Annotated in this window: 5 protein-coding genes; 4 read left to right on the top strand and 1 reads right to left on the bottom strand. The window is 61.9% G+C overall.

The window, feature by feature from the left end; genetic code table 11:
* On the bottom strand, positions 1-321 hold a 321-nt coding region (locus OXG98_14220; GenBank protein MCY3773157.1), incomplete at its 3' end, for a hypothetical protein.
* 24 nt (positions 322-345) lie between these two features.
* Between OXG98_14220 and OXG98_14215 the strand changes: the two genes are divergently transcribed.
* From OXG98_14215 to OXG98_14200, 4 genes are all read left to right on the top strand, one after another.
* The gene (locus tag OXG98_14215) at positions 346-531 is read left to right on the top strand and encodes a hypothetical protein (GenBank protein MCY3773156.1); all 186 of its coding nucleotides are present in this window, start codon (positions 346-348) and stop codon (positions 529-531) included.
* Positions 532-564: 33 nt separating this feature from the next.
* Positions 565-2,148, top strand: coding sequence for an amidohydrolase (locus OXG98_14210; protein ID MCY3773155.1), 1,584 nt, complete (start codon positions 565-567; stop codon positions 2,146-2,148).
* 77 nt (positions 2,149-2,225) lie between these two features.
* Complete coding sequence (locus OXG98_14205) at positions 2,226-3,320, top strand: DUF4037 domain-containing protein (protein ID MCY3773154.1); 1,095 nt, start codon at positions 2,226-2,228, stop codon at positions 3,318-3,320.
* Positions 3,321-3,782: 462 nt separating this feature from the next.
* Positions 3,783-4,130 (top strand): GNAT family N-acetyltransferase (locus tag OXG98_14200; GenBank protein MCY3773153.1); only part of this gene is annotated, 348 nt, incomplete at its 3' end.

The raw sequence follows: 4,130 nt of genomic DNA, 5'->3' as shown, positions 1-4,130 counted from the left end.
CTGAATGTCGGTGATGAAAGGCGCGCCGCCGTAAAGGTGCGGATTCCAGAGAGGCAGGCTGCCCTGGCTGATGGTGTGGGCGGCGAAGTGGTAGATGGGGAAGAGGAAGCTGACCAGGTCACCGCCGTCGGCGGGTTGGTAGACGGTGCCGCTGATGGTGCGTCCGAAGAAGGCTGCGAACATTGCGGCCAGCAGGGCAGCGGAGAGAAGATCCCAGCGCCGCTCGTCACGGCGACGTGTCAGCCATACCGTTGCACCGGCCCAGAGCAGCAGGATGAGGATTCCGATGCTGATGGGCAGGAATGCTGTAAGAGTTGTCATGGAGCGAAGCAGAAGAATCCAGGGTTGAGCGATGTCAAACAGCCGGCTTGCGATTCCGCTCTTGCTTTAGGCAGTACAAGGCTTGCCAGTACCAGTTCAGAAGTTACCTTTACAGTGGCGCTCTGGCGGCTGTATGGTATAACAGAAGAAGAACGAACAAAAGGGAATGGCGGCTTGAAAGAAGAGGGCGAGCAGTTTTTTCGGGGTTAATCACACTTGGAGTGACATGTGCAGGCGGATCTGGTGTTATTCAACGGCAACATCCATACGATGGACGCGGGGCGGCCTCGGGTTTCGGCGGTGGCGATCGCGGGGGACCGCTTCGTGGCCTCGGGCAGCGAAAGTGATACGCGGTCATTGCTGGCGCCGGACGGGCGGGAGGTTGATTTACGGGGCGCGACGGTCGTGCCCGGATTCATTGACGCTCACATCCACTTTCTTTCATACGGGATGAGTCTGCGGGAGATTGATCTCAGTGGCACGGCGACATTGGCGGCAGCGCTGGAAAAGGTCGGACTTCGGGCTGCGGATACGGCGCCCGGTCAGTGGCTGACGGGCCGGGGCTGGGACCAGTCGGTGTGGGAGGGCGGCGCGTTTCCTGCGGCTGCGCAGTTGGACGCGGTGACGGCGGAGCATCCGGTTTACCTTGCTCGCAAGTGCGGACACGCGGCGTGGGTGAACAGTATGGCGTTGGATCGGGCTGGGATCACGGCCTATACGGAAGACCCGGACGGCGGCGAAATTGTGCGCGATGGGGCGGGGAAGCCGACGGGCATCCTGCTTGAAAGGGCGATGGAGCTGGCGTTTCCATGCATGGCCGAGCCTGCGGACGGGGAGGCGGTGGCGGCGGTGCGGCAGGCACAGGACGTGGTCAACCGCATGGGGATCGTGGGGGTACACACGAAGGAGGCGGCGGCCTCTTTGCGCGCAATTCAACAGTTGCGCGCGGAGGGAGATCTTACGCTGCGCACGGTGGCGCAGATCCCGGTGGCAGAGTTGGACAGCGCAATCGGGTTGGGGCTGCGGACGGGGCTTGGCGATGAGTTTCTGCGCATTGGCGGGGTGAAGGTCTTCAGCGACGGTGCGCTAGGGCCGCGAACGGCGTGGATGCTGGCGCCGTACGACGGCGAGCCGGACAATCTTGGCATTGCGGTAACAGGCGCCGAGGAGATGGCGGACATTATAGCCAGAGCAACGGATGCAGGGCTGGCGGTGGTCACGCACGCGATTGGCGACAGAGCTAACCTGATGGTGCTGGATGCGCTGGAGGCGAGTCGCCGGGCCGGTCGGGGGCTGCATCTGCGGCACCGGATCGAGCACGCGCAGGTGCTGCATGCGGACGATATTGCCCGATTCGCTGAGTTGGATATCATCGCGTCGGTGCAGCCGATCCACGCCACGCAGGACATGCTCCTTGCCGACAGGTATTGGGGGGAGCGGAGCCGCTATGCCTACGCGTTCCGGAGCCTGTGGGACAGCGGGGCTAAGCTGGCCTTCGGATCGGACGCGCCGGTGGAGACGCCGGACGTGATCAAGGGGATTCATGCGGCGGTTACGCGGATGCGGGCGGACGGAACACCCGGCGGTGAGGGCTGGTATCCGGAGGAGAGGCTGACCGTGGAGGAGGCGGTGTGGGCGTATACGGTCGGCGCGGCTTATGCGGGCGGCACGGAGAGCAGCCAGGGCAGCATCACGCCGGGCAAGTTGGCAGACCTGGTGGTGCTGTCGCAGGATATATTCACGGTCCATCCGATGGCGATATTGGAGACGGACGTGGAGGCTACGCTGTTTGGCGGTGCGTTTGTGTGGGGGGAACCGGCACTGTGAGCATTAGTGATTTGGCATAGACAATGAGAGTGTGTGGTTGGCACGGCGGACCATCCATTGAAGCGGCGCTGTAGAGAATGGCGTTCATCCCCGGGCTGGAATTGAGCAGACGGTTTTATTGGGAGGCGGTGCGGCCTGTGCTTGAGAGTTCATGGCCCGGTCTGCCGCATGCCTCTGCCTTGATTGGGGCCGGCTCGGAGACGCTTGGGTTCGACGACGAGATGTCGACGGACCATGGTTGGGGGCCGAGGCTGCAACTTTTCCTGTACCCGGGCGATTGGGAGACTCAGGCTGAAGATATTGACGCGGCACTGCGTGATGGATTGCCCCACAGTTTTCTGGGTTACCCGACGAATTTCAGTGAACCGAACCCCGATGACAACGGGGTCCAGTTGCTGGAGGCCACGGACAGCGGGCCGGTTAATCACAAGGTGGAAACGCAGACGATTGGCGTGTTTTTCTGCGGGTACCTGAATTTTGACGTCAGCAAAGAGATCGGGACGGCGGACTGGCTGACTTTTCCCCAGCAGAAGCTACGGACGATCGCGACAGCCGGGATCTTTCACGACGGTATCGGGCTGGAGAGCGTACGGTGGCGGTTCAGATGGTATCCGCCGGATGTGTGGCGTTATCTGCTGGCTGCGGGTTGGGCTCGTATCGGGCAGGAGGAACATTTGATGGGACGGGCGGGCCTGGTGGGCGACGAGCTGGGCTCGGGGTTGGTCGGGTCGCGGCTGGTGCGGGACGTGATGCGCCTATGTTTTCTGATGGAAAGACAGTATGCGCCGTATGCCAAGTGGTTTGGGTCGGCTTTTGCACAGTTGGAAAGCGCAGCTGGTTTGACCGATATGCTGATGGCTGTGCAGGGGGCGGACACGTGGCAGGAGCGTGACCGCTGGCTGGGCGAGGCTTACCGGGTCGTGGCTGGCCGGCACAACCGGCTGGGGCTCACGGAACCGATGCCGGAGAGGCCGATCCAGTTCTTTGGCCGGCCGTTCCGGGTGATGGCGTTGCACGGCTTCGCTGACGCGTTGCTTGGTTCTGTCGAGGATCCTGAGGTGCTGCGACTGGCCAAGCGGCGGCCAATTGGGAGCATCGACCAGTTCAGTGACAGCACTGATTTGCTGGAGGCGGCGGAGCTGAGGCCGGCGCTGCGGGCGCTGTATGGATAGAGGTTCGTGGTTGGTCGTCAGGAGTCATTGATTTCAGTCTGAATCAGGAATGCCGGATTATCAGGATTTCTGTAACGGGCTCTCGACGGTACTGGCGACACCGGCAGGGTCTATTTGGGACTTGACTCTTCTGACTTGCCCAACTTTCGCCTGCCCTGGCTCATGCTCGGAACCAGCCAAGACTTGGAACACGGCCGTACGCATTCGGTCGCAAGCATTCCAGCTGGATTGAAGGCACACATTCGGCGAGGCATGTTGTAGGAGGGGGGGCGTTGCGGGGGGGAACCCCCCGCACAAGGGAGGCCGCTTGCGGCCGACCGCCCAAAGGCGAGGAGAGAGTGTGGAGGAGTGAGAGATAACTGGGTGCTAATGTTCGGCGCGGTCGCGAGGCGACCGCGGCCGAATCGATAGATATTGGCATAGACACTTTGATGAGCGACAAGGCATTTTGGAGACGATACGATGCATTCCACACTTCGGACTGAACGACTGATTCTGCGACCGCTTGCGGCTTCGGATGCGGAGGACCTTTTTGACGCGTATCGCAGGCCGGAAGCGATGCGGTTTATGGACGATGCGGCGCACAGTTCAGCGGCTGAGACAAAAAAGATGGTCGATGGCATGCTTGACGGGCCCGGGACGGTCTGGACCGTGCGCACGGCGGAGGACGGCCCGGCGCTGGGATATGTGGATTACATCGGCAATGCGGGCGTTCCGGGGATGGGCTACTTTCTGCACCCTGACCATTGGGGAAAGGGCTATACGAGCGAGGCTGTGCGGGCGGTGCTGGACTACGGTTTTGACGAGATG

The organism is Gemmatimonadota bacterium (assembly GCA_026706345.1).
Lineage (GTDB): Bacteria > JAAXHH01 > JAAXHH01 > JAAXHH01 > JAAXHH01 > JAAXHH01.
The sequence above is the reverse complement of the archived record's forward strand: the minus strand, read 5'-3'. Positions and strand labels throughout refer to the sequence as shown.